Annotated in this window: 25 protein-coding genes and 1 tRNA gene; 9 read left to right on the plus strand and 17 right to left on the minus strand. The window is 66.5% G+C overall.

The features are described 5' to 3' along the window. From ACWF82_RS30560 to ACWF82_RS30590, 7 genes are all read right to left on the minus strand, one after another. Positions 1-1,187 (minus strand): 4Fe-4S dicluster domain-containing protein (locus ACWF82_RS30560; protein ID WP_452506858.1); only part of this gene is annotated, 1,187 nt, incomplete at its 3' end. A gap of 166 nt (positions 1,188-1,353) precedes the next feature. Beyond that, entirely contained in the window at positions 1,354-1,836 is a 483-nt protein-coding gene (locus ACWF82_RS30565; protein ID WP_452506804.1) for a MepB family protein, read from the minus strand. 17 nt (positions 1,837-1,853) lie between these two features. Next, positions 1,854-3,182 carry a hypothetical protein gene (locus ACWF82_RS30570; RefSeq protein ID WP_452506805.1) on the minus strand — a complete coding sequence of 443 codons (1,329 nt, stop codon included), beginning with the start codon at positions 3,180-3,182 and terminating at the stop codon, positions 1,854-1,856. After that, a complete protein-coding gene (locus ACWF82_RS30575) occupies positions 3,179-3,568 on the minus strand; it encodes a hypothetical protein (protein WP_452506807.1) in 390 nt (129 codons plus the stop codon). Before ACWF82_RS30575 ends, ACWF82_RS30570 begins: the two co-directional genes overlap by 4 nt. Beyond that, on the minus strand, positions 3,565-3,744 hold the full coding sequence (locus tag ACWF82_RS30580) for a hypothetical protein (protein WP_452506871.1): 180 nt from the start codon (positions 3,742-3,744) through the stop codon (positions 3,565-3,567). The genes ACWF82_RS30575 and ACWF82_RS30580 overlap by 4 nt, the downstream gene beginning before the upstream one ends. Then, positions 3,741-5,588, minus strand: coding sequence for a hypothetical protein (locus ACWF82_RS30585; protein ID WP_452506859.1), 1,848 nt, complete (start codon positions 5,586-5,588; stop codon positions 3,741-3,743). Before ACWF82_RS30585 ends, ACWF82_RS30580 begins: the two co-directional genes overlap by 4 nt. A gap of 147 nt (positions 5,589-5,735) precedes the next feature. Beyond that, positions 5,736-6,077, minus strand: a complete 342-nt coding sequence (locus ACWF82_RS30590) for a winged helix-turn-helix transcriptional regulator (RefSeq protein WP_452506809.1) — start codon at positions 6,075-6,077, stop codon at positions 5,736-5,738. 132 nt (positions 6,078-6,209) lie between these two features. Between ACWF82_RS30590 and ACWF82_RS30595 the strand changes: the two genes are divergently transcribed. Further along, positions 6,210-6,899 carry an FMN-dependent NADH-azoreductase gene (locus ACWF82_RS30595; RefSeq protein WP_452506811.1) on the plus strand — a complete coding sequence of 230 codons (690 nt, stop codon included), beginning with the start codon at positions 6,210-6,212 and terminating at the stop codon, positions 6,897-6,899. Here the strand turns inward: ACWF82_RS30595 and ACWF82_RS30600 are convergent. Next, the gene (locus ACWF82_RS30600; RefSeq protein WP_452506813.1) at positions 6,896-7,570 is read right to left on the minus strand and encodes a hypothetical protein; all 675 of its coding nucleotides are present in this window, start codon (positions 7,568-7,570) and stop codon (positions 6,896-6,898) included. The genes ACWF82_RS30595 and ACWF82_RS30600 overlap by 4 nt on opposite strands. A 541-nt stretch (positions 7,571-8,111) precedes the next feature. On the opposite strand from ACWF82_RS30600, the gene ACWF82_RS30605 reads away from it, so the two are divergent. Further along, positions 8,112-9,338 (plus strand): alpha/beta fold hydrolase, encoded by a 1,227-nt coding sequence (locus tag ACWF82_RS30605; protein WP_452506815.1) that lies wholly within the window; start codon positions 8,112-8,114, stop codon positions 9,336-9,338. Positions 9,339-9,369: 31 nt separating this feature from the next. Here ACWF82_RS30605 and tnpB read toward each other — a convergent pair whose 3' ends face one another. The 5 genes from tnpB to ACWF82_RS30630 form a co-directional block, all read right to left on the minus strand. Beyond that, on the minus strand, positions 9,370-10,797 hold the full coding sequence (gene tnpB / locus ACWF82_RS30610) for an IS607 family element RNA-guided endonuclease TnpB (RefSeq protein WP_452506817.1): 1,428 nt from the start codon (positions 10,795-10,797) through the stop codon (positions 9,370-9,372). A 52-nt stretch (positions 10,798-10,849) separates the two neighbouring features. After that, a tRNA-Val gene (locus tag ACWF82_RS30615) sits at positions 10,850-10,921 on the minus strand. Positions 10,922-10,953: 32 nt separating this feature from the next. Then, positions 10,954-11,418 carry a peroxiredoxin gene (locus tag ACWF82_RS30620; RefSeq protein ID WP_452506819.1) on the minus strand — a complete coding sequence of 155 codons (465 nt, stop codon included), beginning with the start codon at positions 11,416-11,418 and terminating at the stop codon, positions 10,954-10,956. Positions 11,419-11,491: 73 nt separating this feature from the next. Then, entirely contained in the window at positions 11,492-11,914 is a 423-nt protein-coding gene (locus ACWF82_RS30625; RefSeq protein ID WP_452506821.1) for a DUF3052 domain-containing protein, read from the minus strand. A 118-nt stretch (positions 11,915-12,032) separates the two neighbouring features. Next, on the minus strand, positions 12,033-12,590 hold the full coding sequence (locus tag ACWF82_RS30630) for a hypothetical protein (RefSeq protein ID WP_452506823.1): 558 nt from the start codon (positions 12,588-12,590) through the stop codon (positions 12,033-12,035). Between the two features lie 359 nt (positions 12,591-12,949). On the opposite strand from ACWF82_RS30630, the gene aceE reads away from it, so the two are divergent. The 7 genes from aceE (at position 12,950) to ACWF82_RS30665 (ending at position 21,748) form a co-directional block, all read left to right on the plus strand. Next, positions 12,950-15,733 carry a pyruvate dehydrogenase (acetyl-transferring), homodimeric type gene (gene aceE, locus ACWF82_RS30635; protein ID WP_452506861.1) on the plus strand — a complete coding sequence of 928 codons (2,784 nt, stop codon included), beginning with the start codon at positions 12,950-12,952 and terminating at the stop codon, positions 15,731-15,733. Positions 15,734-15,777: 44 nt separating this feature from the next. After that, complete coding sequence (locus ACWF82_RS30640) at positions 15,778-17,079, plus strand: PucR family transcriptional regulator (RefSeq protein WP_452506863.1); 1,302 nt, start codon at positions 15,778-15,780, stop codon at positions 17,077-17,079. 127 nt (positions 17,080-17,206) lie between these two features. Further along, the gene (locus ACWF82_RS30645) at positions 17,207-18,121 is read left to right on the plus strand and encodes an ACP S-malonyltransferase (protein WP_452506825.1); all 915 of its coding nucleotides are present in this window, start codon (positions 17,207-17,209) and stop codon (positions 18,119-18,121) included. 81 nt (positions 18,122-18,202) lie between these two features. Continuing rightward, positions 18,203-18,502 (plus strand): meromycolate extension acyl carrier protein AcpM, encoded by a 300-nt coding sequence (gene acpM / locus ACWF82_RS30650; protein WP_019046010.1) that lies wholly within the window; start codon positions 18,203-18,205, stop codon positions 18,500-18,502. Between the two features lie 10 nt (positions 18,503-18,512). Next, positions 18,513-19,763, plus strand: a complete 1,251-nt coding sequence (locus tag ACWF82_RS30655) for a KasA/KasB family beta-ketoacyl-ACP synthase (protein WP_379308057.1) — start codon at positions 18,513-18,515, stop codon at positions 19,761-19,763. A gap of 126 nt (positions 19,764-19,889) precedes the next feature. Continuing rightward, a complete protein-coding gene (locus tag ACWF82_RS30660; RefSeq protein WP_452506827.1) occupies positions 19,890-21,320 on the plus strand; it encodes an acyl-CoA carboxylase subunit beta in 1,431 nt (476 codons plus the stop codon). Positions 21,321-21,415: 95 nt separating this feature from the next. Continuing rightward, complete coding sequence (locus ACWF82_RS30665) at positions 21,416-21,748, plus strand: DUF6416 domain-containing protein (RefSeq protein ID WP_452506829.1); 333 nt, start codon at positions 21,416-21,418, stop codon at positions 21,746-21,748. A gap of 334 nt (positions 21,749-22,082) precedes the next feature. Here the strand turns inward: ACWF82_RS30665 and ACWF82_RS30670 are convergent, their stop codons facing one another. The 4 genes from ACWF82_RS30670 to ACWF82_RS30685 form a co-directional block, all read right to left on the minus strand. Next, complete coding sequence (locus ACWF82_RS30670; protein ID WP_452506830.1) at positions 22,083-23,144, minus strand: MCE family protein; 1,062 nt, start codon at positions 23,142-23,144, stop codon at positions 22,083-22,085. A 243-nt stretch (positions 23,145-23,387) separates the two neighbouring features. After that, positions 23,388-24,119: an MBL fold metallo-hydrolase gene (locus tag ACWF82_RS30675; protein WP_452506832.1), complete on the minus strand. Its 732-nt coding sequence runs from the start codon at positions 24,117-24,119 to the stop codon at positions 23,388-23,390. A gap of 10 nt (positions 24,120-24,129) precedes the next feature. Beyond that, positions 24,130-24,915: a fumarylacetoacetate hydrolase family protein gene (locus ACWF82_RS30680; RefSeq protein WP_452506865.1), complete on the minus strand. Its 786-nt coding sequence runs from the start codon at positions 24,913-24,915 to the stop codon at positions 24,130-24,132. Positions 24,916-25,069: 154 nt separating this feature from the next. Then, positions 25,070-26,413 (minus strand): alpha/beta hydrolase family protein, encoded by a 1,344-nt coding sequence (locus ACWF82_RS30685; protein ID WP_452506834.1) that lies wholly within the window; start codon positions 26,411-26,413, stop codon positions 25,070-25,072. Positions 26,414-26,466: the final 53 nt, after the last annotated feature.

A 26,466-nucleotide genomic window follows, 5' to 3' on the forward strand; every position in this document is an offset into this window, starting at 1 on the left:
ATGTGGTCGACGTGCTCGATATCGACCGGGCACTGCTCGACGCAGGCACCACAGGTGGTGCAGCTCCACAGGACTTCGGGGTCGATGACGCCGTGCACGTCCTCGGCACCGATCAGCGGACGCTCGCCTTCCGCCCGGTCCGTTTCTGACAGCTGGTCCTTGTCGCCACCGGCCAGCAGATAGGGCGCTTTGGCATACGTGTGGTCGCGCAGCGACATGATCAGCAGCTTGGGCGACAACGGTTTTCCGGTGTTCCACGCCGGGCACTGGCTCTGGCAGCGACCGCACTCGGTGCAGGTGGTGAAGTCGAGCAAGCCCTTCCAGGTGAAGTCTTCGACCTTGCCGACGCCGAATGTGTCGGTGTCGGGGTCGGCATCCTCCATCAGCAGGACCGCGCCGCCGGACATCATGGGTTTGACCGCCCCGAGCGCGACTCCGCCGTCGTCCTCGCGCTTGAAGTAGATATTGAAGAAGGCCGAAATCCGGTGCCACGCAACGCCCCAGGTGAGTTTGCGGCCGATGAGATACAGGAACGCCGCGCCGGCGAGCATCTTGACGAACGCGAAGACCGAGATCATCAGCGGGCTGGCCGGTAGCACTCGGGCGACCTGCATGGTGAACAGGTCGGTCGAGACGTGCCCGCCGCCGTAGGTGGCGATCTTGCCCGCTTTGACCAGAACATCCCCGAGGCCGTGGATGAGCACGATCGTCTCGATGAGATATGCGGCAAGGAAATTCGACCCACCGAATCGGGACAGTCGCTCCGGGCGCCGCGGGTGGTTCAGCTGCCGGATGGCGATCAGCACCACGATTCCGATGATGGTGGCGAGGCTGAGGACCTCCTCCAGCAGGTGGTAGCCGAAGGTGTCGCCGATGATCGGCCAGCCGAATTCGGGATCGAAGGTCTGGCCGTAGGACTCGAAGTAGAAGACCATCCCGAGCAGGAACCCGGCCATCACCAGCCAGTGCGCCCAGCCGACGGTCCGGAACTTGTTCATCCGTGTGTGCGCGACGACCTCGACGACGACGGTCCTCGCTCGCGGCAGGAACGGGCGGAGCCGTGACCGGTCGGGCTGGCCCGCGCGGAAGACGCGAATCATCCGGGTGATCCCGGCGAAGAGCGTTCCCCAGCAGAACAGGGTGATGGTGATGCCGATGATCCCGAGTGTGATCGTGGCAGTGTTCATTGTGCAGCCCCCAGTCCCGATAAGTCGTCGACCAGTAATAACGATCATGTTACTGGTCGGTAACTTCATCCCTGGTGCCAAACTATCACCGAATCGGCGGAGGCGGAAGACCCGCTTCGGGCAGCTCTATTCGAGGCAGGGTGTGAGTCGCCGTTCGAGGGTTGCCTCAGCTTGTGTACAGGCGGAGCGCCCGGTCCAAGTCGACCTCGCGTCCCTCCCCGAGGTCGAGAAAGTAGTCGCACTGCCAGCTTTGGGACCGCATGGCCTGCTTGTTCGCTGTCGCGGACCACGGTGGGTACACGCGGAATCCACGCTTCCCACCCCGCCCGCCGACCGAAACGATGCCGTGCTCGACCAACGCCCGCTTCGGGAACACGAACTGCCCCGAGTCGCGGTGTTCTCGAACGGTGATCACCAAGAGGTCGACGGCGTCCTCGCTCGCGAACGGCTCCGTCGAATCGTCGCCTGCGCGGTGCCAGACGGCCACGAACAACCCGACTTTCGCCGGTGTCACCCTGCCGACCCGGAACCTGACAGAGCGGCCGCCGACGTGGGACACGAACGCCCCGTACTCGGCATTCTCGGTCTCGGGAACTGGAGCCGAAAACTCCAAGCCCAACAGGTTGTAGAGGCGTGATGCCTCGGTCACCGCAATTCCCCCTCCCGCTAGCCTCCGAACAGAAGGTACAGCCCGGAGAAGGTGAAGCCGACCATTGTCAGCATCAATGCCAGCTGGCCGGTGAGTCGGTGACGAGGCGGGAGAAGCTGGAGGCAGCGGTCGTGGGCGGCGGCGACGGCGAGGATGTGGCCGATCAGGACGGCGAGCACTGTGGCGGTGGCGAGCAGGCTTGGATGGCTCGACAGCACGTAGGCGACGTCTCGGTCGGCCAGGCCTGCGATGTTCCAGCCGCGATCCAGTGGGTCCGCGAACAGCAGCACTGTCGACTGCCCCTTCTCGACGAGAAACGTGAGGTAGTGGGCGATCAGGTAACCCGCGACGAGCGGGGTGAGGCTGAACGCCAGCCGTCGCGGCAACAGGGCTCGGTCGGCGGGGGAGACACCGCCGGTGGCACGCGCGGCGACGGAGAACAGCCCGCCGACCACCCCGATGAAGACCAGCAGCCCGGCCGTACGCACCAGCTCCGCGCCGACGACCGGCGCCAGACTGTCGACCAGCTCGCGCCACCGCGGGAAGGTGGAGAAACTGTCGAAGGCGGTGGATCCGAGCAGCGTCGCCGCGACGGCCACGGAACCGGCGAGTGCCGGAGTGCCCGCGAGATTGTTCAGTGGCATCCGCAACACCGCCCGTCCGGCGCGGTCGCGTCCGTAGGGGCTCAGGTGCGCCAGTAGCGTGCTGTACACCTCGAGCGGATCGGCCCGTTCTGCCCAGACGGTGCCGAACAGTACGAGCCCGATCGAGGTCACGACCAGATAGCCGAGCAGCCAGGTCAGCACAGATCCCACCGATCCTGGCGCGCGCCAAGCCAATTCCAGCCAGACGAAGGAGAACAGGCCGAGCGCCGCGGGGCGGTACCCCCATTCCTCGCGATAGCGGAGAAGCCCGAGTTCCGGCGGGCGCCGCAGCAGCAGGCACCCCCATCGATGAATCGCTCTGGCTGGGGAGACGACCTTCCAGACCGGCCCGATCAGCAGGGACCCCACCATCACCCCGACCCAGACGCCGACATACAGCACTCCGGGCACCGGATTCCGGGACGGGTCCGCGGAGCCGAACACCGCGATGACGATCACGCAGGCGGTCACCGCCACGCTCACCGCGGCGATGATCGCTCGCGTCGCGCGCGCGTCGATCACCCGGCGGACCGGCGCGGGCAGTAAGTATCCCGGCGAGCAGGGGTCCAATCGTGGCCGGCGCCAGGCGAAGAACAGCAGCGCGAACGAGAAGGTCAGCGCCCACGCCGCACCGACCAGCGCGTAGGTGAGCGGTATCGGCAGGTCGGCGGCACCGCCGATACCGTGGGCGAGGACACTCACTGCCGGACCAGCAGCGTCGTCACCGTCCGTCCAGCGTGATGCAGTTCGATCTCCACCTGGCCCGGCACCGTCACGGTGAAGCCGAACTCCTGTCCTGGAGCCGCAGCCACGGGAAAGGTGTGCGCGGGATCGGAGTGGACATGTAGTTCGTCGGTGGTGTCACTGTCGACCCGCAACACGATACGTTCCCCGATCTCGGCTTCGGTGCGCGTATTGACCGGGGAGACAGTGCCGTTCGCGATCCGGATGTCGATGGTGCGGGCTGCGCTCGCGGGCTCGCCGGTCGGGGTGGTCCTCGCCCCGGACCGATCGCCGGATGCGCAGCCGACGAGCAGCGAACCCACCGCGACCGTGAGTAGCCCGTACCGGAGCAGACGACTGATCACGGATGCTCCTCGGTCTGCGCGGATTGTGTTTCAGTTTCCGCGTTCTCGCGTTTCTCCGCGCGCCGGTCACGCATCGCGATGAACAGCACCAGACCGGCCAGCGCGATCGCGGGCAGGAAGGCGGGAATCGCCAACAGGAGAGAGTGGTCGGCGAGAACGTCATCCTGGTGCATCATGTTTGGACCGTTGACTTCTGGCCCTGTGCGCGGCCCGCCGCCAGATAGCGGTCGTTGATGCGGGCAGCGCCCCACGACATCGCCGCGATCAAAGCCAGGCTGCAGGCCAGCACCACCAGGCCCGCGAGACCGATCAGCCAGGACGGATGGTCGAAGGACCGCTCGCGCTGCAAGACCGTGATCTCCTCGACGAACGGCCGCGTGAAGCTCTCGGGAGCGGGCACCTCCGCGGCGCCGATGCCGGGATCGAGCGGCATGAAGATCGGCAGCGCGGCTTGCATACGCCCATCCTGCAGGCGCAGTAGCGTTTTCCAGGTGCCGTGCACGGGCACTGGCCGGGTGGAAACGAAGTGGTCGTCGGCGATGCGGCGCAGCCTGTCGACGACGAGGCCGTGGCCGGGGCTGTCGTCGCCGGTGCCGCCCTGCCAGGACAGGATCTCCACCCATTCGGGATCGGAACCGATCAGGTCCTCGGGGGAGAGCCGGATGTCGGCGGTGACCATCCGCCCGCCCTGTTCGGGAGCGGCGTCGGTGAGTGTGACGGTCGCCGACGCGCTCTCCGGTACCCGGATGATCAGGCCGTTCGTTGTCGCCGCTGCGGCAATCACGACGGCGGCGACCACGATTCCACGCCGCACCGCGGGTCTGGGCAATGCCTCGCCGCGCAAGACGGTGCCGAGCATCGCGCCGATCACTCCGCCGGCCACACCGACCGGCACTGCCATCGCGAGCAGCTCCGGCCACATCCCGGCGACCCAGGGATTGACGAACATCCGCTCGATCCACAGTGATTCGAGCCAGACACCCACCGTCGCCACACCGAACCCGGTGAGCGCGCCCCACCAGAGCGGGCGGCGAATCAGCGGAACGAGGGCGAGCAGTTCGACCACGATCGCGGCACCGAGATACAGCGGAAACACGTTGCGCGGCGCCTCGAATCCGGTCCCGACGAGGACCGCGACGACATACCGCACACAGAAGGCGAAGGCGACGAGCAGCAGCGTGCTGAACGGGCCGAGCGTCAACCGCGCCGAGATCAGGGCGATCGTCGCGGCGAAGACGATCAACATCGGTTGCAGCACCAGCCGGAACTGCTCGACGCCGAAGTCGAACTCGACCTGGAACACCGACAGCCCGATCACCAGACCACCGAAAGCGAATGCCCGGACCGCCCACAGGACCCGCCCGTCGACGCGTTCGGGATCGGGCCGGTTGTATCGGCCTTCGAGTTCGAGCAGCAGCACGCCGATCAGCGACAGGCCGGCACCGCCGATGAGCATCAGGTGGGTCGGCCCCCAGAGGGTGACATCCTGGCCGAACAGCCGATGCCAGATGTCGTCGAGCGGGAAACCGATCAGCGCGTACAAACCGGCACCCGCGATCAAGATGCCGCCGACGGGGGCGTACCAGTCGCGGGTGATTCGCACCGCGGCACTGCCCGGCTTCTCGTCGAGCGGCAGCACGATCGCCAGCATGCCTGCCATGAAGAGGAAGAACAGGCCGACCAGAATGAAGTAGTGCGCCGGGTTGGCCAGCGGTCCGGCGTCGCGGCCCTTGCCGACATGCAGGCTCACATCCCAGATGAAGCCGAGGAACGCGGTCAGGATGGTCGCGAGAAACATCAGGATCGGCAGCGCCACCCAGCCGGGACGGTTCATGATGCGACCGCTGAAATCGGCAAGGCGCCGCAGCCAGGTGATGCGCCGCGTCCGGTGCAGGTAGGCCACCACCAGCAGAACCGCGCCGACCACCGCGGCCGCGCCGGTCATCACCGCGACTTGATCGAGGGCGGCGCCACCGCCTTCGGTGCCCTGCGCGGTCAAGATTGTCGACGGATCGGTCATCGCTGTGGCCACGGCAGTCCTCCGATGGGTCGAAGCGCCCGGTCTGGGGGGTAACGAACAGTATTCCGAATTCCGCGCGGCGCCGGTACCCCGCGCGCACAGGACGCGGTTCGAACCCAGTGCTCAGCCGGGGCAACCCCCGGCTGACTACCCGGCCTGACGGAGCTGCTCCCGGTACCGCTCGCCCCACGTCTCCATCAGCAGGATGATCGGGACGAGACCGCGGCCGAACTCGGTCAGCGCGTATTCGACCCGGGGCGGGACCTCCGGATAGACGGTGCGGGTGAGGACGCCGTCGCGCTCGAGTTCGCGCAGCTGCGCGGTCAGCATTCGCTGGGTCACGTGCGGCATGGCGCGGCGCATCTCGTTGAACCGCGCCGTTCCCTCACTCAGATGAAAGACGATCATGCCCTTCCATTTGCCGCCGATCACATCGAGGGTGACCTCGACCGGGCAGTCGAAATCGAGATCCTGCTTACGTTTCGCCATGCCACATCCTCGTCTCACCGGCAAAGGTATGAAAAAGGGTACCGGGTAATAGAAATGTGCCTTCTTACGCGGAGGTTCCCCGGCGGGCAGGCTCGGTTCCGCAAAGTCACCCCGCCCTGACAGGAGAATCAGATGGTCCAGCTGCTGCAGCTCGATGCCAGCCCGCGTCGGTCGCGCTCACACACCCGCATACTGGTCCAGGAGTTTGTCGAACGCTGGAGCGAGGGCAGACCCGGCGACCCGGTGATCCGCCGCGACCTCGGCCACGAACCGCCTCCGCACCTCACCGAGGACTGGATCGCCGCCGCCTTCACCACGCCAGGGGAGCGGACCACGCAGATGCGCGAGGCCCTGGCCTACAGCGACCAGCTGGTGGACGAGCTGTTCGCCGCCGACGTGCTGGTGCTCGGAGTCCCGATGTACAACTTCGGGGTACCGGCGATGCTGAAGGCCTACATCGACCAGATCGTCCGGGTCGGCCGCACCTTCGCCTTCGACCCCGAGGCCGCGGCACCGTACACGCCTCTCGTCTCCGGCAAGCGCGCCTTCGTCATCGTCGGCACCGGCGACGCCGGGTATGAGCTGGGTGGTCCGCTGGCGAGCGCGAACCACGTAGAGCCGTACCTGCGCACGGCTCTGGGTTTCATCGGTATCGATGAGATCGAGTTCGTTTACACGGGCAACGACGAATTCGGCGGGGAGCGCCTGCGGCGGTCCCTCGCGTTCGCCCGGAACCGGGTAGCAGGTCTGATATCGGGCATCGACGACGAAGCGCTGGAATCATTCGGCGATGCCCTGTCGAGACTGTCAACGGGCACCTAGTTCAAGCCGACGTATAGCGGCACGACCCGTGCTTGGTATACGGCAATCAGCGTGTAGACGACTCCGAATATGACGAGCACGGCGGTTGCGCTGATGCGAACACGACGCCGGGTGACCGCATGCTCGGTGGGCTCACGTAGGTGTTCGACAGTGACGGGAACAAACATCACGAGCATCGCGACCGCCAACGTCTGTGCGGCCGACCACGCAATCGTGGAGGGGTCGAACATTTGCCATAGGTAGTGCTCGGCGATCCCAACTGATACGCCACCGGCCCAGCTGGCGGTCCGCAGGGAAAGGAACAGTGTGACGGACGCGGTGACGCACCACAGCACCATCGCCGTGAGAAGCGTTATCAGAGCGCAAGCGATCCATGCCGACGTGCCCCTGGTTCGCGATGGCCCACGGTGCACCGTCGCTACGGCGACAGCTACCGCCATCGGAGTAACCAGCAGGAAGGTGTAGAAGGCCGCCGTCACCGCGCCGACCGGCGCCCCCAACGCCTTCCACCACAGTCCCGAAACCGAACCGGCTACGAACGCGCCCCCGATCGCGATGATCCCCAGCGCGCCCACCGCCAACGCGATTGAACGGCTGAAAGAGTCCCCTGGATTCGCCGCGACGTCTTCGAGGTCCTGCCCCGCAGCCGACTTGGACACTGAGTTGGTCACTCGCACAATGTAATAGGCAGCGGTGCGCGGCCGTAGATGCGTCGCTGCCACCTTCTCCGAAGGGGGACTGCCGGGTCGGAGGACGCCATCGGATGACATGAATGCACCCGTGCGACCTACCCATATCAGCCAAGCGGAAGCGGCTCGTCTACGCCTGCCTGTCTGAGCAGGACCTACCTGTAGAGGGGGCTGCCTGAAAGCTGAATCTTGGGGTTGGCCAAGGGAAACCGAGGATTGACTCGGTTGTTGCGTATCGCTGATGATGGTTGTGGCCCAGGGCGGCAACCTGCCCCGCGTTCTCTGACTCGTCCGGATCGGAACAGAGAACGTGGGGCAGGTGCCGACCCGCACATCGAACTGCCGCCGAATCACTGCACCCGAACCAGGGACATAGTCACTGAGAACCGGGAATGTCCGACAGCGTCGTCTGGGACGAAATCTCAGATCGTCGCGCGCTCGGAGCATGTCCCGTCCGTTTCAGCGCGTGCTCCAGTCGAGCCGGAGTCAGCGTCCTGCACCGAAGTTCACAGGAGGAGCGTCTATGAACACCAGCACGAGGGCCGAAATGACTGTCACCCTGGGCGACGTCACTTTGCGGGCAACGGTGACCGGCAGGGGGCCGACGGTTCTGTTGCTCCACGCGGGCGGAGAGAATCGCGGCGTCTGGGCACCGGCCGCGGCGCGGATTGCCGCATCTGGGCTACGGACGGTTGCCTTCGATCTGCGCGGTCACGGCGAGAGCACCGGTCAAGCGGCAACCCTGCGGGTGCTCGCCGACGACGTGATCGAGATGGTGCGGCGCTTGCCGATGCCGATTGTCGTGGTAGGAGCCTCCGTCGGCGGGTTGGCCGCCATCGCTGCCCTCGCCGAACCGACTGTGGCGCGTCGTGTTGCGGGTTTGGTGCTCGTGGATGTCGTTCCGGATCCCGAGCCGAACCGGGTGCGCTCCTGGCTCGGTGATCGGGGTTTGCGCGACCAGCGTGCCGATCTCGTAGAGGACATTCTCGCGTCGGGCTCCGAGTTGCATACGACGGCTGCGGCATTGGAACTGCCGATCCTGCTGGTGCGCGCCGGACGGTCGCCGATCGACGACGCCGATGTCGACCGGTTCCGCGCGGCCAACCGGCGCGTCACCATCACTGTCCTGCCGGACGTCGGCCATCTCGTAGCCCGGGAGACGCCGGCAGAACTAGCGCGTGTCGTGTCGGCCCACGCGACCACGTGGCTGGCGGCCGACGAGGTCGTGCACCGCGCGTTTGGTCTGCAACGCACTCTCGGGACCGAACGGATCGAACATCCAGGTGGAACCCTGCACGCTCATCTTCGCCGGGTGCACGCGCTCACGGTCGAGTGGAACGTCTCACCACGCACACAGCTGGCCGCGATCTGCCACGCGACATACGGCACCGACGGGTTCGCCCATGCCCTCCTGCCCACTGCCGACCGGCGGCGCCTTCACGACGTCATCGGGCACGAGGCCGAGGCGCTGGTGTACCTCTACGGTGCGTGCGACCGCGAGCGGACCTACCGCAACCTCGGGCAGCGATCGGTGCCCGTGATCGACCGGTTCACCGGCAGGTCGAGGGCGATCCAGGGGGCCGATCTGCACGACTTCGCGGTACTGACGATCGCGAACGAGCTCGACGTCGCCCGACACGCGAGGTTGCCGGCATCCACTCGTGAGGGGATCCGGTGCCTTGTCGCCGCGCTGGCGAGCTACGCGCCCGACGCTGCGGCACGAGCACTTGCCGACGAAGCGCTCCCGTGAGCGGCGGCGCAGAGGGGATCGAACCGTTGTCTCATCGGACAGCCGTCGCATTGCTACGCGGCGTTGACCTCGTGGGCCTTCCCGTGGCAGTACCCATTGCCGACGTGACGCCGGACTTACGCGGGTTTCCATCGGGCTTGTTTAACGTCCCGGCGCAACTCGCCGCGGACTGTTTGTCTTGCTGGTCTATCAACGCGGCCAGGTTTCTGGCCGCATTGATATCGCGGTCCAGCTCGGCATGGCAGTGCTCGCATCGAAAGACCCGATCATCAAGGCGCAGTTTGGTTTTCACTGTGCCGCAATCGCTGCATGTCTTCGAGCTGGGGTAGAACCGGTCAGCGACGATCAACGAGGTTTGCCGCCAGCTCGCCTTATAGGTGAGTTGGCGGCGTAACTCTCCCCACGCCGCAAGCTGGATCTTGTGGCTCAGCCTCCGGTTCTGGATCAGTCCTGCGACATGAAGGTCCTCGATGACAACAGATTCGCAAGAGTCGATCAGTCGGGAGGTCAGCTGGTGGAGCTTGTCTCTGCGCGCGTTCGTCGAACGCGCGTGGACCCGCGCCATCTGGGCTCTGGTTCTGAGCCAGCGCTGTGACGGAGCGCGGTTGTTCCGCCTGTCGGGCCCCTGTTGACGTGAAGCGCGGCGTTGCAGACGCCGGATCTTCTTCGTCGCGCGCTCGACATCCGGTGGCGCCGCTACGAATCCGTTCTCGTCGGTGATACCTGGGATGGGTGCCGAGAGGATCGCCAAGTGCCTGATTCCGAGGTCGACGCCGACAACCGGAATCCGGCCCTTGCGCGGTACCGGCCGTGGTTCGGACATCTCGACCGAGAACGAGACCTGCCAACGCTCGTTCCGGAAGCTGACAGTCGCCGAGCGGATTCGCGCGACCCCAGCTCGGATACGGCGTTCCAGCGCCCGCGTCGACTCCAATGTCCTGACCGCGCCGATTCTGGGGAGCCGAACGTGCCGTTGGTCGGTGGCGGACAAGCCGAACGCTCCGGTCGAGAATCGGCAGGACATTCGGCTTCGCTTGGACTTGAACTTGGGGAACCACCGGGTCCGGTTCGAGCTGTTTGCCCGAGCTTGTGTCCAACGGCTCAGTGCGTTGGCGAGGTTGGCAAGCCCGCTCGCGTAGGCCTCTTTCGAGTTCTCCGGCCACCAAGGCGCAGCTGCCGATTTGGATTCGTTCCATCGTTTGCGGAGGGCGTAGGCTGACCAGTTCACATGCGGGGTCAGGTCTGCCTCGGCTACGCCGTAGGAGCGCTCGGCCGCACGTTGTGCGATGACGGCTCGAACCAGTGCCAGTCCCCAGTTGTAGGCGAAGCGCTGTGCGCCGCAATGTGACTGGAGCAAGTGCTGCTGGGCAGACGTCGGGTCCAGTGCAAACACGTATGCGCGCAGCACAGGGCTGGCCGACTCCGAAGGAGTGCCGGTAAGCGTATCGAGCGAGAGCATGATCCCCCGTCCTCGGTCGACCGGACAGCAAACGCTGTCCGGTCGACATATGTGGGCGCACGCGGGATCGAACCGCGGACCGCTGGTGTGTAAAACCAGTGCTCTACCGCTGAGCTATACGCCCGGGCACCGCCGGTGGGAACCGGCGGTGACGGTTTATGAATCTAGCGCGGCGAGCGCTTTCTCCCAAGCCGCCTGGTCACGGGCCTCTCCTGGCCCGTTCATCTCGGCGAAAGTGATGTGACCGGACTTGTCGACGACGAAGGTGCCGCGGTTGGGGTAACCGGACTTCTCGTTGAAGACGTCGTAGGCCTGGGTGACAGCGCCGTGGGGCCAGAAGTCGGACAGCAGGGGGAACAGGTAGCCCTGTTCTGCTGCCCAGATCTTGTGGGTGGGCGGTGGACCGACGGAGATCGCGATGATCTCGGCGTCGTCGTTCTGGAACTTGGGCAACTCGTCACGAACCTTGCACAGCTCGCCCTGGCAGATGCCGGTGAAGGCGAGCGGATAGAACACCAGCAGCACGTTCTTCTTGCCGCGGTAGTCCGACAGGGTGACGGGCTGGTTGTTCTGGTCCTTGAGCGTGAAGTCCGGCGCGAGAGTGCCAACCTCTAGCGGCATAGGGCGAATCCTCCGTCGTGTCGGGTCTCAGCCGAGCGTTCTCGTCCGGCTGAGACCTTAGCGAACAGCGGACTCAACGCTGTTTGGATGGTGCCTTCGGCTGGACAAGGCGCGAGCCCGTCCAGCTGCCGAGGCTGATGGTGGATGTCTGGGTCAGGCCGGCCGTGGGCGCGGCTTCGGCGATCTCGCTCGGATCGACATGGCCCGATTGACCGGTCTTGGGGGTGAGGACCCAGATGAAGCCTTCGTCGGCCAGCGGGCCGATGGCATCCATCAGCTCGTCGGCCAAGTCGCCGTCACCTTCTCGCCACCACAACAGCACTGCGTCCACGACCTCGTCGGAGTCTACGTCGACCATCTCGCCGCCGCTGACCTCCTCGATCTCGGCGCGCAAGGCGTCGTCGGTGTCCTCGTCCCAGCCCAATTCCTGAACGACCAAGCCGTGAGAAATGCCAAGCTTCTGAGCGTAGTTCTGCGCGTCCGCCGCGGCGACCACGGTGGTGTCCTCCCTAAACTGCCGACAATAAGATAGGTGCAAGCGAACATGGTTATCGGCCGCAGCGCAAGCCGATCGTATGAATTGGGACCGTATGCCGCGTGTCGGCGGGGCGAATTCAGCGGCTCGGGCAGGCGTCGTGGACCGCGGTGCGGGCCTGGTTGATCTTGCGACTGGCGTCGTTGAGCTTGGTCACCTGCGAGCTGTAGGTCATCTTCCTGGTCTCGGCGGACAGCTCGCGGGCGGCGACGACGTAGGCGGTGAACTTCTCCGCGAGATCTGCGGGTAGCGCGCCCGCCGCGGTGGTGACGCCGGTCTCGACCTCGAGCGCCGCGTTGTCGAGCGTCGTGGCGGCGGCCTCGCGCTTGGCGGCGTAGTCGGGGGCGTTGCTGTCGTGCGCGGTGACGAACTCGTTGAAGGCGGTCACGCCCGCGCCGGTGGTGGTGGGGAACTTGGTGCAGTTGTCGCTGATCGCCCTGGCCTGCGCGGCGGCGGCCTTGGACGACGCGGCGGCCGACGAGGACGCGGCCGCCTCGGTCTGGTACGCGGCGACCTCGGCGGGATCGCTGGTCGGCGTGCCAGGCACCTGCTCGGCGCAGCCGGCCACGACCGTGCCTGCGGTCACGGCGACAGCGGCACAGGCCAGCCCGAGCCGGCGCGCGTCCAGCAGCCTCATCGTTGTCCGATCCCTCTCGCTCGCGTGGTTCCCACAGCCAAACCTAGTGGATCTGCGAATGCGCCGGCACCTCGCGGTCCAGGGAAATACCGCCCAGTACCTGCCCGGGAGGGATGACCTGCGGCACCTTTTCGGTAAGGATGGGGGTGCGCCCGAAACGTGTGTGACGGGTGGCCCGCACACCAAGCGGGCAGGCCCGGGGATAGCGACGCCAACAAGCAGTTCAGCCCCCAGTACGAGGAGCAGATTTGACCGACCTGATCCACTCTGTATCAGCGAATTCCGCGAACGATCCCGCCGCGGCGGCACCCGCCGCAGGCGCCGAGTCCGCCACCAGACCGACCGGTGAGCGGGTCCGGGTGATCCGCGAGGGAGTGGCGTCGTATCTTCCGGATATCGACCCCGAGGAGACCAGCGAATGGCTGGAATCCTTCGACGACATGCTCGACCGCGAAGGCCCTGGCCGCGCCCGCTACCTGATGTTGCGGCTGCTCGAGCGTGCGGGCGAACGCCGCGTCTCGATTCCGGCGCTCACCTCCACCGACTACGTGAACACGATTCCCACCGAGAACGAGCCGTGGTTCCCCGGTGACGAGGAGGTCGAGCGCCGCTACCGCGCCTGGATCCGGTGGAACGCCGCGATCATGGTGCACCGCGCGCAGCGCCCCGGCATCGGCGTTGGTGGCCACATCTCGACCTACGCGTCCTCGGCCGCGCTCTACGAGGTGGGTTTCAACCACTTCTTCCGCGGCAAGGACCATCCCGGCGGTGGCGATCACATCTACATCCAGGGCCACGCCTCGCCCGGCATCTACGCCCGCGCCTTCCTCGAAGGCCGCCTCAGCACCGACCGGCTCGACGGGTTCCGGCAGGAATACAGCCACGGCGGACCCGGCCACGGCCTGCCGTCGTATCCGCACCCGCGGTTGATGCCGGACTTCTGGGAGTTCCCGACGGTGTCGATGGGCCTGGGCCCGATGAACGCGATCTACCAGGCCAGGTTCAACCACTACCTGACCGATCGTGGCATCAAGGACACCTCCGACCAGCACGTCTGGGCGTTCCTCGGCGACGGTGAGATGGACGAGCCGGAATCGCGCGGCCTGATCCAGGTGGCCGCCAACGAGGCGCTCGACAACCTGACCTTCGTGATCAACTGCAACCTGCAGCGGCTCGACGGTCCGGTGCGCGGCAACGGCAAGATCATCCAGGAGCTGGAGTCGTTCTTCCGCGGCGCGGGCTGGAACGTCATCAAGGTGGTCTGGGGCCGCGAGTGGGACGCGCTGCTCGGCGCCGACCGCGACGGCGCGCTGGTCAACCTGATGAACACCACCCCCGATGGTGACTACCAGACCTACAAGGCCAACGACGGCGCCTACGTGCGCGACCACTTCTTCGGCCGCGACCCGCGCACCAAGGCGCTGGTCCAGCACATGTCCGACAGCGAGATCTGGAACCTCAAGCGCGGCGGCCACGACTACCGCAAGGTCTACGCGGCCTACGCGGCGGCGATGGCGCACAAGGGCCAGCCGACGGTGATCCTGGCCAAGACGATCAAGGGCTACACCCTCGGCAAGCACTTCGAGGGCCGCAACGCCACCCACCAGATGAAGAAGCTGGCGCTGCAGGACCTCAAGGACTTCCGCGATCTGCAGCGCATCCCGATCACCGATGCCGAGCTGGAGAAGGATCCGTACCTGCCGCCGTACTACCACCCCGGCATGGACAACCCGGCCATCCAGTACATGCTGAGCAGGCGTCAGTCGCTCGGCGGTTTCGTGCCGGAACGCCGCTCGCCCGCCAAGCCGCTGACGCTGCCAGGTGACGAGGCCTACCGCTCGGTGCGCAAGGGGTCGGGCAAGCAGAAGGTCGCCACCACGATGGCGCTGGTTCGCCTGGTCAAGGAGTTGTTGCGGGACAAGGAGATCGGCAAGCGGATCGTGCCGATCATCCCCGACGAGGCCCGCACCTTCGGCATGGACTCGTGGTTCCCGACGCTGAAGATCTACAACCGCAACGGCCAGCTCTACACCTCGGTCGACGCGGAACTGATGCTCGCCTACAAGGAGAGCACCGTCGGCCAGATCATGCACGAGGGCATCAACGAGGCCGGTTCCACCGCGACCTTCACCGCGGCGGGCACGTCCTACGCCACCCACGGCGAGCCGATGATCCCGCTCTACATCTTCTATTCGATGTTCGGCTTCCAGCGCACCGGCGACAGCTTCTGGGCCGCCGCCGACCAGCTGGCGCGCGGTTTCGTCCTCGGCGCCACCGCGGGCCGCACCACGCTCACCGGCGAGGGCCTGCAGCACAACGACGGGCAGTCGCTGCTGCTGGCCTCGACGAACCCGGCCGTGGTGACCTACGACCCGGCGTTCTCCTTCGAGATCGCGCACATCATGCGCGACGGCCTGCGCCGGATGTACGGCGGTGTGACCCCCGAGAACAGCCCGCTGCCCGGCACGAATCCGCCCGAGGACGGCGCGTTCGGCGGGGAGAACATCTTCTACTACATCACCCTGTACAACGAGCCCTACCAGCAGCCGGCCGAGCCCGACGACCTCGACGTCGAAGGCCTGCTGAAGGGTCTGTACCTGTACCAGCGCGGTGGTGAGGGCAGCATCCGCGCGCAGATCCTCGTCTCCGGCGTGACCGTGCCCGACGGTCTGCGCGCCCAGGAGATCCTGGCGCAGGAGTGGGGTGTGTCGGCCGACGTGTGGTCGGTGACCTCCTTCGGCGAGCTGCGCAGGGAGGCCCTCGACAAGGAGATCCAGGCGCTCAAGCACCCCGACACCGATCCGGGCGTTCCCTACGTCACCCAGGCGCTCGCGCCGACGCAGGGCCCGGTCGTTGCCGCGACGGACTGGATGCGCGCGGTCTCCGATCAGATCCGCCAGTGGGTGCCGGGCGACTACATCACCCTCGGCACCGACGGGTTCGGTTTCTCCGACACCCGCCCGGCCGCGCGCCGGGTGTTCAACGTCGACGCGCAGTCGATCGTGGTCGCGGTGCTCGAAGGCCTGGTCAAGGACGGCACGCTGGACAAGGCGAAGGCGGTCGAAGCGGCGGCGAAATACCGCATCGACGACGTCTCCGCCGCGCCGAAGCCGAGTGCGGACGCAGGCGAGGAACTCGCGTAGCGGACTATTGGACTGTGGAGCGCAAACCGCCGCGGCCCCGTCGGATCACCGAGGGCACCAGCGAGCACGAGGTCTATCTGCCGACGGGGGCACTGTCCCCGAATCGGCAGACCCGTGATCCGCTGCCCGACACGCTGCTCAAGCGGGTCAAGCAGTTCTCGGGCCGGCTGTCCACCGAGGCGGTGGGGTCGATGCAGGATCGGCTGCCGTTCTTCGCCGATCTGGACGCCGCGCAGCGTGCGGGCGTCCAGATGCTGGTGCAGACGGCGGTCGTGAACTTCCTGGAGTGGTTGCAGGATCCCGACTCCGATATCCGCTTCAGCCTGGACGCGTTCCAGGTCATTCCACAGGATCTGGCGCGGCGGCTGACGCTGCGCCAGACCGTGGACATGGTTCGGGTGGCCATGGACTTCTTCGAGCAGTGGCTGCCCGCGCTGGCGCGCAACGATCGTCAGCTGGTCGCGCTCACCGAGGCGGTGCTGCGGTACGGGCGTGAGCTCGGTTTCGCGGCCGCCTCGGTGTACGCGAGCGCGGCCGAGTCGCGCGGCGCGTGGGACACCCGCCTGGAGGCCCTGGTGGTCGACGCGGTGGTCCGCGGCGACACGGGTCCCGACATGCTCTCCCGGGCCGCCACGTTGAACTGGGACGCCACTGCGCCCGCCACCGTGCTGGTCGGTACGCCGCCGGCGGACCAGGGCGTGTCGACCGTCGGCGCGGTGCACACGATCGCGAGCAGGCACGGCAGGGCCGCGCTGGCGGTGGTGCAGGGCGCGCGGCTGGTGATGGTCGTCAGCGGGCACCTGGGTGACGCCGGGATCGCCTCGCCGTTCCTGTCCGACCTGCTCGCCGACGTGTTCTCCGAAGGCCCGGTGGTGATCGGCCCGACCATGCGCACCCTCGGCGCGGCGCACGCCAGCGCGATCGAGGCATTGGCCGGGATGGAGGCCGTGGTGGGCTGGCGCGCCGCGCCAAGGCCCGTTCACGCCGCGGAGTTGTTGCCGGAACGGGCCCTGCTGGGCGATAGAGCTGCAATAGAGGCGTTGAACGAGTATGTTGTGCTCCCGTTGGCTGCTGCCGGATCTTCGTTATCCGACACACTCGACGCGTACCTGGATTGTGGTGGAGCAGTAGAAACGTGCGCGCGTCAGCTGTACGTCCATCCAAATACCGTTCGGTACCGTCTCAAACGAATCGGCGAGATCACCGGACGTGATCCCATGAATCCTCGAGACGCGTATGTGCTCCGGATCGCGGCCACAGTGGGCCGTTTGACACGAACGCATAACGAATCATCACCCTCCGTCACAGAAACCCCGCCCACCCCAGTGGGCTACGACCCCCTGTAACGAGATCGGGGAGTCGGTCGATCGGGACACCCCACCTCGGATTTTGTGGGACCCCTACAAAACCCGTCCGAAAGCTTCATTCGCGCCGACATCTCGTGCGGCGGGGGTCACAGTGTTTTCTTAGGGAGTGATCGCGTTGTTCACCCCTGGACAGGGGTCCCAGACACCCGGCATGCTCGCGCCCTGGCTCGCACTTCCCGGTGCGACTGATCGCCTCGAGCTGTGGTCGAAGGCCGCCGGCCTCGACCTGGTCCGTCTCGGTACCACCGCGACGGCCGAGGAGATCGTCGACACCGCGGTGACCCAGCCGCTCGTCGTGGCCGCCGCCCTGCTCGCGTTCGCCGAAATCGCCCCCGAGACGATTCCGGCGGATACCATCGTCGCCGGACACTCGGTCGGCGAATTCGCCGCAGCCGCGGTCGCCGGCGTCATCACCGCCGACGAGGCGGTCAGCCTGGCCGCCATCCGCGGCCGGGAGATGGCCAAGGCGTGTGCGCAGGAGCCGACCGGCATGTCCGCGGTACTCGGTGGCGACGAAGCCACCGTGCTCGCACGGCTCGCCGAACTCGATCTCGTCCCGGCCAACCGCAACGCGGTCGGCCAGATCGTGGCAGCGGGCCGCCTGGAAGCTCTGGCGGAGCTCGCCGCGAACCCGCCGGAGAAGGCACGGGTCCGCGCGTTGCCCGTCGCCGGTGCGTTCCACACCGCTTTCATGGCCCCGGCGCAGGCTGCTGTCGCCGATGCCATCGCTCAGATCTCGCCGAGCGACCCGATCCGGACACTGCTGTCGAACTTCGATGGCAAGCCGGTCACCTCGGGCGCCGACGCGATCGACAAGCTCGCCGCTCAGGTCACCCGCCCCGTGCGCTGGGACCTGTGCACCGAGACCGTCCGCGAGGCAGCTGTCTCGGCCGTGGCCGAACTGCCGCCGGCGGGCACCCTCGTCGGAATTGCCAAGCGGGAACTGAAGGGCACGCCCAACCTCGCCCTGAAGACCCCCGAAGACCTCCCCGCGTTGGTCGAACTGACCATCTCCGGCTAGCTTTCCCCCGGCGGTCGCGCACGACGAGGTGCCGGCCGTTCAAGACCCCTACCAAATGAGAACAAGAAGGGAGCCACCAAAGTGGCCGCTCTGACCCAGGAACAGATCGTCGAAGAACTCGGCAAGATCATCGAAGAGGTTACGGGTATCGAACCCTCCGAGGTGACCATCGAGAAGTCCTTCGTCGACGACCTGGACATCGATTCGCTGTCCATGGTCGAGATCGCTGTGCAGACCGAGGACAAGTACGGCGTCAAGATCCCCGACGAGGACCTTGCCAGCCTGAAGACCGTGGGTGACGCTGTCTCCTACATCCAGAAGCTCGAGGCGGAGAACTCCGACGCCGCCGCGGAGCTCAAGGCCAAGTTCGACGCCGAGTAGGGCTGAACCAGTGACCACTCCTTCCACCCTGAACGGGAATTTCCCCAACGTCGTCGTCACCAGCATGGCGGCGACCACGTCGATCGCGGGTGACGTCGATGCGACGTGGAAGGGACTCCTCAACGGCGAGAGCGGAATCGACGTTCTCGACGATCCCTTCATCGAGGAATACGACCTGCCGGTGCGGATCGGCGGTCACCTGAAAGTCAGCCCCGACACGCTCCTGAGCCGGGTCGAGATCCGCCGTATGGCGTATGTCGAGCGCCTGGCGACCGTCCTCGGTCGCGAGGTGTGGAAGAACGCGGGCAGCCCGGAGGTCGACCACGACCGCCTGGGTGTCGCGATCGGCACCGGTCTCGGTGGCGGCGACGCGCTGATCGACTCGGTCGACAAGCTGAAGAACGGCGGCTATCGAAAGATCTCGCCGCTTGCTGTTCAGATGGTCATGCCGAACGGTCCGTCGGCCGTTGTCGGTCTCGAGCTGAAGGCCAGGGCGGGAGTGGTCACTCCGGTCTCGGCGTGCTCGTCGGGTTCGGAAGCCATCGCCAACGCGTGGCGGATGATCGTGATGGGTGACGCCGACATGGTCGTCACCGGCGGTGTCGAGGGTTTCATCTCCGATGTCCCGATCGCGGCCTTCTCCATGATGCGTGCCACGAGCACCCGCAACGACGATCCGAAGGGCGCCTCACGGCCGTTCGACAAGGATCGTGACGGCTTCGTCTTCGGCGAGGCCGGGGCGCTCATGACCATCGAGACCGAGGAGCACGCCAAGGCGCGCGGTGCCACCATCCACGCGCGTCTGCTCGGTGCCGGCATCACCTCCGACGGCTACCACCTGGTCGCTCCCGATCCCGCGGGCACCGGTGCGGCCAGGGCGATGACCCGCGCGATCCAGACCGCCGGTCTGACCAAGCAGGACATCACCCACATCAACGCCCACGCGACCGCGACCCCCATCGGCGACGCCGCCGAGGCCAACGCGATCAACTTGGCCGTGGGTAACCACGCTTCGGTGTACGCACCGAAGTCGGCACTGGGCCACTCGATCGGCGCCGTGGGCGCTCTCGAGTCCGTGCTCACCGTGCTCGCCATCAGGGACGGCGTCGTTCCGCCGACGCTGAACCTGGACAACCAGGATCCGGCGATCGATCTCGATGTGGTGCACGGGCAGGCCCGGCACCAGGAAATCGAGTACGCGATCAACAACTCCTTCGGTTTCGGTGGGCACAACGTCGCGCTCGCCTTCGGTCGGGCATAGCCGCCGACTGCATTCACGATCGCCGGTGGGGTCGCGCCAACTCAATGGTTCGACCCCACCGGCGGTTCGCCATACGCAGCCGCCGTAGCGGCGAGAATCTCAACGAAGGCAGGAGACGACGACGCGATGACCATCATTGCTCCCGCGTTTAACGACACGACGACCGATCCGCGTGACCCGCTCGGCCGGCTGCAGCGATTCTTCGACCCCGGTACCGTGCTTCCGCTGCACCCGCGGGACCGCTCCGGCGTCTTGGCCGCGATCGGTGAGGTCGACGGTGTCCGCACCGTGGCCTATTGCTCGGATGCCACCGTCATGGGCGGCGCGATGGGCGTCGAGGGCTGCAAGCACATCGTCGACGCGATCGACACCGCCATCGACTCCGGCATCCCGGTCGTCGGCCTGTGGCACTCCGGTGGCGCTCGCCTTGCCGAGGGTGTCGAGGCGCTGCACGCGGTTGGCCTGGTCTTCGAGGCGATGGTCCGCGCGTCCGGTCTGGTCCCGCAGATCTCGGTGGTGCTCGGCTTCGCCGCCGGTGGCGCCGCCTACGGTCCCGCGTTGACCGACATCGTCATCATGGCTCCCGAGGGTCGTGTCTTCGTCACCGGTCCGGACGTCGTGCGTTCGGTGACCGGCGAGAACGTCGACATGGAGACCCTGGGCGGGCCGACCACACACTTCAAGAAGTCCGGCGTGTGCCACATCGCCGCCGACGACGAAGCCGATGCCATGCACCGCGCCCGCCGGCTGGTCTCGATGTTCGCCGAGCAGGGCGAGTTCGACCAGGCCGCGGCCGAGCACGGCGATATCGACCTGAAGGCGATGCTGCCCGCCTCGCCCAAGCGCGCCTACGACGTCAAGCCGATCATCCACGAGCTGCTCGACAACGTCGACGGCGAATCCTCCTTCGAGGAACTGCAGGGTGGTTACGCCCGCAGCATGGTCGTCGGCCTCGGTCGCCTCGGCGGCCGCACCGTCGGCGTGCTCGCCAACAACCCGCTGCGCCTCGGCGGCTGCCTGAACTCCGAAAGCGCCGAGAAGGCTTCGCGTTTCGTGCGCCTGTGCGACGCGTTCGGCATCCCGCTGATCGTGGTCACCGACGTGCCCGGCTACCTGCCCGGCGTCGGCCAGGAACTCGAGGGCGTCGTCCGCCGCGGCGCGAAGCTGCTGCACGCGTTCGCCGAAGCCCGCGTCCCGCGCGTCACCCTGGTGACCCGCAAGATCTACGGCGGCGCCTATATCGCGATGAACGCCCGCTCCCTCGGCGCCACCGCCGTCTACGCCTGGCCCGGCTCCGAAGTCGCCGTCATGGGCGCCAAGGCCGCCGTCGGCATCCTGCACAAGAAGGCACTCGCGGCCGCCCCCGAAGCCGAACGCGAAGCCCTCCACGAGCGCCTGACCGCCGAACACGAGCAGATCGCAGGCGGTGTCGAACGCGCCGTCGCCATCGGCGTCGTCGACGAGGTCATCGACCCCGCCAAGACCCGCAGCATCATCGCCGCGGCCCTGGCCTCGGCCCCTGCGCGCAAGAGCCACCACAAGAACATCCCGCTGTGATGTGACGACGCCGTACCAGCACAGGCGAATTGGGCCCCGGTATCTCCGGGGTCCAATTCTTTTGTGGGACAACTATTTCGCAGATACTTGGCGACATGGACAGTCGAACAGAGTGGACAGCAGCCGACTCGGATCTGGCGCAAGTGCTGTGGGATGCGGTGACGGACAATGGGCGTGACGTGTTGACAGTGCTCATGCGCAGCCCAGGTCAGCCCTTCTCCGGTGAGCAGTTGGCAGCAGTGCTGAATCGCAGCGGATCGCACTGGGCTGCGGGGGTATTCGCGGGTATCGAGTCCAAGTGCGCTGCCCTGGATCGCAACTATGTGTGGCAATTCGCCTACCCTGCACCCGGTTCCAGGTGCGTCTACTGGGTTGAGGATGAGATCGCTGACATCTTCGCTGCTCTTCTTCATCCGGGAGGGCGGTAACTCACGTGCGGTCCGGAGCACCGGCCCGTAGCCTGACCTCCACACGGAGGGACGGGGATCGGTGGTTCGGAACGGTGGATCTGGTTGCCGCCGAGCAGTGTGAGGTCGACCTGTTGTCGACCCGATCGAACCCGATGATGATCTCCGCACGCAACTCGCCGCGTTCGGGCAGTCGATGAATGAACGGGATGAAGGTCATCGGCCTGTCGTCGAGGAAACCGATGGGGGAGTGAAGGATTCAGGCTGATTCCGCACGATCGATTCGGGCGGTGAAGGCTGGTCGAGTCTGGCGCACAGCTGGGCGCCGAGCTGTGCTCGGACATCCACGATGTCGTTATTTCGTCAGTCCGAGCAGTGCGGCGGTGAGCCCGTAATCGGGGCCGAAATCCTGCATGTTCCCGGTGCGGCAGCCGTCGGACTTCATCTGGATCCGCTCGCAGAAGACGCTGATCATCTCGCCGGAGAGGGCGGTGCCGATCAGGGCGTGTATTCGGACGAAGCGGCCTTCCTTATTCATCGCGCCGTCGATGTTCTGCATCAGCAGCGGGACGATGTCGACGATCTCGACCATCGCGCCGGAGTTGGCGCGCAGCTGGTTGGTGACGTTGGTCAGACCGGTCAGCGAGGTGGACAGCTCGTCGGCGTGCTCGCCGAAGGTCGTCGAGGTGTTGGCCAGGAACTGGTTGAGCTGGTCCAGGGTGGCTTGCAGGCCGGGAGCCTGTTCGGCCAGCAGCCCCGACATGGCGGTCACCCGGTCGCTGAAATCGCGGACCGACTGGTCGTTGTCGGCCAGCATCGTCGTGAGCTCGTTGAGCTTGATGATGATGTTGGAGATGGCGTCTTTGTTGTCGACACCGACCTTCAACGCCGAGGACAGCGCGTCGAGGGTTTCGCGGATTCGCTGGCCGTTGCCGTTGAGCACCGGGTAGAGCACCCGGCCCGAGAGCGGGCCGAGGCCTTCCTGGCCTTCTTCCGGCTCGAGCGCCGCGGAGAACTGGTCGATGGTCTTGATCATCGTGTCCAGCTCGACCGGCGTTCTGGTGCGCGCTAGGGGCAGGTGCGCACCGGATTTCATGGATTCGCCGCCGGTGAAGGGCGGGGTGATCTCGATGTGGCGGTCGGTGACGATCGAGGGCGAGATGATCGCGGCGATCGCGTCCTTGGGGATCTTCACCTCGCCGTCGATGGTCATGTGGACCTCGACGTAGGTGCCCTTGGGGATGATCTTGTCGACCTTGCCCACCGCGAGACCGAGGACCATGACGTCATTGCCCTCGTACATGCCCGCGATGTTCTCGAAATCCGCGGTGATCTCGGTCGACGGGTTCGGTAGATCGCCGAACCCACCTGGCAGCAGCGAACAGCTGCCCAGTGCCAGCACTGCGGCGCCTGCCATCATCGTCCGCGCGGCTGTTCCGTGTCGCGCCCGCGGTGTCGGCCCGAGCTCGGCAGTAGGGCGTCGCCGGGATGCGGACGGCTCCTCCGTGTGTGCGATGGCGTCGTATTCGGTGGCTTTTCGGTGTGTTCGCACCACGGCTCCTGTTGTTCCGGTCGCCGCGCACAGTCGTCGTGGGCGAAAAGCTGCCCGGCGGTAGAGGTCGAAATCCGGCCCAGCACGGTGGCGGGCCCCGGATCGGGGTTATCGGAGGGTGTCGGTGAAGTCCGTGAGGACGAGCCGGGTGGGCCGGCCATGACCGGGGACGAGCGTGTGCGCCGACTGCCGAGTGAGTGCACGGGCGCTGTCGAGTGTCCGTGTGGCCTCGTGGTTGAACACCGGTGGCAGCAGCTGTGGTCCGGTCCGTCGTGACAGCGGGTGACCGGTCACCAGCGCGTCACCGGAGAACAGGACACCTTCGGAAGGCAGGAGATAGGCGGTGTGCCCGTCGGTGTGGCCGGGCGTCGGCAGGGCGACGAGTCCGCCGGGCAACGTCGACAGGATCGAAGCCCGCGCCGGTGTCGCGGTCGGAACACTGGTGCCGATCCGGCCGTGGACGGCGCGCAGGGTCTGCGACACCCACCGCACCCCGCCGGGCGCGAACAGCGTCCGCACCATCTGCCCCGGCGTGATCTGTTGCAGGTACTCACGTTTGGCGTGCCGGACTTCCTCGGCGCCGGTGTAGACGGGAACGCCGAGGAGTTCGACGAGTCGTGGGACGGCGCCGATGTGGTCCAGATGCGCATGGGTGAGCAGAACGGCGGTGACGTCGGCGAGATCGTGGCCGATGTGGCGAATCGAGTCGAGCACGAGCGGGGTGTCGGCGGGGTATCCGGCGTCGATGACGGTTACCCCGGTGCCGTCGCTGACCAGCGCCCAGTTGACATTCGTTCCGGCGACGACATACACGGAGTCGGAAACCTGATCGATGTTCACGAGTGCGCCCTCACCCTTGGATCAGGTGCTCGATGACACCGATCCCGTCGATCTCCAGCCGCAGGACATCGCCGGGCGCGAGCCATCGGCCCAGTTCCATCCCGCTGCCGCCGGGCAGCGTTCCGGTCGACATCAGCTCACCCGGGAACAGTTGCTCTCCCCGGGACGCATGCGCGATCGCCGCGCCGAGACTGTGGCGCATTCCCTGGGTGCCGGTCCGGGATACGGTGCGCCCGTTGATCTGCACGGATGCGGTGAGCGAGTCGAGCCGGTCGGCCACCGCCGAACCGGCGACCGCCGTCGCCGACATCGAGGTGGCGAAGTGCTTGGACTTCTGTGGCCCGAATCCCGAACGCATTTCGGCCAGCTGGACGTCTCGCGCGGAGAAGTCGTTGATGACGACGACAGCGCCGATCGCGGCGAGTGCTTCCTCGGCGGTCGCATCGCGTAGCGGCGCACCCAGAACGACGCCAAGCTCCAGCTCGAAGTCGAGCGCCGTGCTGTAGCCGGGACCGCTGACCGGGATTCCGGACGGGATCATCGTCGACGCGTTGGACATGTAGTAGATGGGCTGTTCGTTCCAGAGCCGATGGGGCCGATAGGGCGGGAATGTGCGGCGGGTGAGCGTCTCGAACACCTGCCCGAGGCGATAGCCGGCGGGCACGAACCGCCGCGCCATGCCGCGCGCGGCGTCGACAGCGTGCTTCTCGTAGAGCATGAAATCGCGAAACGACACCGGACAGACGGGCAGGACACAGGCACCGTCGGGAACGCCCAACAGCTCGTACCGGGAGATCTCGTACTCCTCGGTGAAGGCCGCCGGGACGACGAACGAAGGCACAGAGCCATCGATCGCCGACCACCCTGCACCCGTGTCGGCGTGCAGCGTGATCCGACGTGTTGCGCGGTCGAGAATCCGGCGGATCCGGGGGAGTGGCTGATGCACCGGATCAGCACCCCACGCTCTGCCGGACGACCAGGTGCTCGCGAAGGAATCGCACCGACAGCGCGCTCCACTGTTCGCCGTGCCCCATCGCGCAGTGGTCGTCGTCGGCGTAGAGCACCAGCTGTGCCTGGGGCGCCCCGATGGCGATGTCGATGGAGTCCTGGGTGCTCAGCAGAGTGTCGTCGGCGCCGTTGATGACCAGGAGCGGAATGTCGATGTGCCGGTACAGGTGGGCCAGCGACAGCTTTCGCAGCTTGCCCGCCATCTCGTGGATGCTCGCCGATCCTGTCGCGTTGCGCAGTGTCGACACCATGATCTCCGGAAGACCCAGCGCCGCAGCCGATGTGAAACTGCGATGCGCGGGAGCGCCGTTGGCGACCGCGACCGAGATCTGCGGATCGACCGCGGCCATCCGGGTCGCCCAGTAGGCCCCGAAACTGACGCCCAGCATCCCGATGCGATCACTGTCCACCCGCGGATCCGCGGCGAGGTACTCGACGACCGCCGAGTACACCCGCTCCGCGTCGGGAGCCAGCGGCTGCCGGTAGGAATAGGTGCCGGGCATCTCCATGACGAACAGGGCCATTCCGGCATGCCGATGGGTCAGCATCGGCAGCATCAGCTCCGCGAGAGTTCCCTCGACACCATTGCTGCACAACACGATCGGCATCTCGGCGGCACCCGGAACGAGCGGGAACATCAGGTACCCGCGGACCACGTCCCCACCCGGGACCGGAATGCGCACCGGCTCGATGGACACATCCATCGCCGGAGCCAGACAGGTGAGGACGAGTTCGGCCAGCCGGTGCGACCGCTCGTAGGCCGTCAACCGGCGCGGTGTCCAACCCGGCCACGCGGCGACGAATTCGTAGACCATCGCCTTGATCAGGCCGTCCAGCGCGATGGCTGGTTGCGCTGAATCGGGGTGCTCGGCGCAGAATTTCGCGACCGCGTCCGGGTCGGCCACCGGGCCCCGGTCCGCGAGCAGGGATACCGCCGGTGACAATCGCGCACCCAGCGCTTCCCGCATCCCGCTGTCGGTGGTCGCGAGCAGTTCGTCGGTACCCGGAATGCCGAGCTGTGCCAGCGCTTCGTTCGCGTCGGCCACGTGCCGCTCGGCGATGGCCTGCCAGTAGGAGGTCCATCGCGCGTCGTCGAAGGACCGGCATTCGTCCAGCTGGGCGCGGAACTTTTCGTCGGCGATCCCGCCCAGATGGGTGAACCGATCGGCGAACAACGCGGGCAGGAACGGAGCAGGGCCGACCCGGCGGGTCGCGTACTCGGTAGTTCTGGTCAGTGCGCACGCGCTGACCAGCACCTTCTTCGCCCATGCTGACAACGATGTCATCGGTGAACCCTTCCGTCCGACGGCTAGCTCAGAAAAGCAGAACTTTCTGCTTC

The sequence above is a fragment of the Nocardia sp. NPDC055053 genome (assembly GCF_053608285.1).

Coding starts and splice junctions, on each gene's coding strand:
- ACWF82_RS30580 (WP_452506871.1), bottom strand. CDS start 3,744: ATGATGCACCAGGATGACGTTCTCGCCGACCACTCTCTCCTGTTGGCG.
- ACWF82_RS30685 (WP_452506834.1), bottom strand. CDS start 26,413: ATGACATCGTTGTCAGCATGGGCGAAGAAGGTGCTGGTCAGCGCGTGC.
- ACWF82_RS30630 (WP_452506823.1), bottom strand. CDS start 12,590: ATGAGGCTGCTGGACGCGCGCCGGCTCGGGCTGGCCTGTGCCGCTGTC.
- ACWF82_RS30585 (WP_452506859.1), bottom strand. CDS start 5,588: ATGACCGATCCGTCGACAATCTTGACCGCGCAGGGCACCGAAGGCGGT.
- ACWF82_RS30620 (WP_452506819.1), bottom strand. CDS start 11,418: ATGCCGCTAGAGGTTGGCACTCTCGCGCCGGACTTCACGCTCAAGGAC.
- ACWF82_RS30670 (WP_452506830.1), bottom strand. CDS start 23,144: ATGGCAGGCGCCGCAGTGCTGGCACTGGGCAGCTGTTCGCTGCTGCCA.
- ACWF82_RS30605 (WP_452506815.1), top strand. CDS start 8,112: ATGAACACCAGCACGAGGGCCGAAATGACTGTCACCCTGGGCGACGTC.
- ACWF82_RS30665 (WP_452506829.1), top strand. CDS start 21,416: ATGGACAGTCGAACAGAGTGGACAGCAGCCGACTCGGATCTGGCGCAA.
- tnpB (WP_452506817.1), bottom strand. CDS start 10,797: ATGCTCTCGCTCGATACGCTTACCGGCACTCCTTCGGAGTCGGCCAGC.
- ACWF82_RS30590 (WP_452506809.1), bottom strand. CDS start 6,077: ATGGCGAAACGTAAGCAGGATCTCGATTTCGACTGCCCGGTCGAGGTC.
- ACWF82_RS30660 (WP_452506827.1), top strand. CDS start 19,890: ATGACCATCATTGCTCCCGCGTTTAACGACACGACGACCGATCCGCGT.
- ACWF82_RS30595 (WP_452506811.1), top strand. CDS start 6,210: ATGGTCCAGCTGCTGCAGCTCGATGCCAGCCCGCGTCGGTCGCGCTCA.